Genomic DNA, 1,566 nt, shown 5'->3' on the forward strand with positions numbered 1-1,566 from the left:
AGAATGTCGATTCGATTCCGGCTTACCGGCTCACGGGGCCACTTCACCAGCCAGTAATCGGTAATTACACAGCCGTCCGGTTCGTTGCCGTCCAGATAGAACTGACCGTCATTGGCTCGGTTGATCAGCAGTTTGGGGTTTTCACCGCCGGCACCCAGACCCGCCCATATCGGGTGGATATCATAGAGGCCGGCGGCTTCGTTGAACGGTTCGTATGGCCAATACCAGTCGCCGGCACGCTCAACATCCAGGGGAATGGACGGGAACAGGCCGTCGTCAACGCTCGGCCCATTGATGCGAAAATTGCCAATGGGAGAGAGGGCGCACTCTTTTAACAGGCGCACATCGTGCTGAGGGCCATCCTGGATCGTCCCGTCTTGCCGCCGTGGTGACCGTAACCGCTTGAGCAAGCGCCGACGGGCCCAGCCGCTGGGGATCAAATCCCTCAGCAGGGCCGCAATGGGTTCCCCCTCGTAGGTCTCAAGCACCTCGCCTGGTACCTGAGGGCTGGCCCACAGCACGAACGGCAGACTAATGACCGGTACGAAATCGTCTTCCTGAAAATCTTCCAGTTCAAGTGTGACCCCGGGAAGTGCAACACAGGTGCAGCCATCCTGGCGTTGATAATCCAGGCGCATTGGACTGAGCAAGCCGGACTCCGGCCGGTCAATAATAATCCCCGCCAACGTATCCCAACCTGCCGGGCCCCAGCGCTCGAGTTCAACCAGAGACATGACCATCTCCTCTCAATAGAACCACAACGCGACCATCCACGTTCAGGGCCTGGCCGGCGCCCAGCGAGATCAGCCAGGGCCAGTCCCAGTGGGTGTGTCCGAACACGGTCAGACCGGTATACCCTGTCTCCAGTGACAGCGTTACGCCAGGGGCACCACGGCGGCGACGCTCAGCATCCTCCGGCCCCTGGTGCAACAGGATTATGTGTGGCCGCCGGGCGGTGACCGACTCCATGACTTCCAGAAACGCTTCCTCATCCCGCCGCTGATGGCGCCTCGGGTTACCGATGATGCCACTGACGCCGCCCACGCGCAGACCGGCTGTGTTGTGAACCTGCCCATCGAGGATTTGGACATGCTTTGGCAGCGCCTTCGGTTGGGCCAATTCATCGTGGTTGCCGTGCACGGCGAGGACCTGTGGCGCCAGCCCGGCGAACGCCTCATAGACTTCCTCCACCGGGCCGGTCCCACCGCGTTTGTGGCAGTCGGGGTAGTCGTACAGATCGCCACAAAGAAACGCCGCTTGCGGCTGCGGAATCGTTCCTTTCGCCGCTAATGCCATCAGCGCTTCTGCTACAGGCACACCCATCAGCCGGTTGGCGCCGCCGTCTTCACGGCCCTGCAGATCGGAGGTAAAAATCAGCGCCTCTACACCATCGGGCAGCCCAGTCGCCCAGGCCCGATGAAACGGCAAACGATTGCGCAGCGGTTTTCCTGACGGGCCACTCGTGCGATGAGGCAGTTCATGGAAAGGGGCCTGTTCAACACGGACGATGCTCACCATTCTCCGTTCACCTGATCGGCCAGCCAGCGGGCAACCCGCTCACAGATC

At 61.2% G+C, this 1,566-nt stretch carries 1 protein-coding gene and 1 pseudogene; both read right to left on the reverse strand.

Annotated features, from left to right (window positions below; translation table 11 throughout):
* Window positions 1-734, reverse strand: a pseudogene (locus tag BM036_RS19615) (hypothetical protein); the annotation flags it as partial.
* Window positions 721-1,518: a metallophosphoesterase family protein gene (locus BM036_RS19620; RefSeq protein WP_091855306.1), complete on the reverse strand. Its 798-nt coding sequence runs from the start codon at window positions 1,516-1,518 to the stop codon at window positions 721-723. The gene BM036_RS19620 and the pseudogene BM036_RS19615, both read right to left, overlap by 14 nt.
* Window positions 1,519-1,566: the final 48 nt, after the last annotated feature.

Source organism: Marinobacter segnicrescens (assembly GCF_900111555.1).
Taxonomy (GTDB): domain Bacteria; phylum Pseudomonadota; class Gammaproteobacteria; order Pseudomonadales; family Oleiphilaceae; genus Marinobacter; species Marinobacter segnicrescens.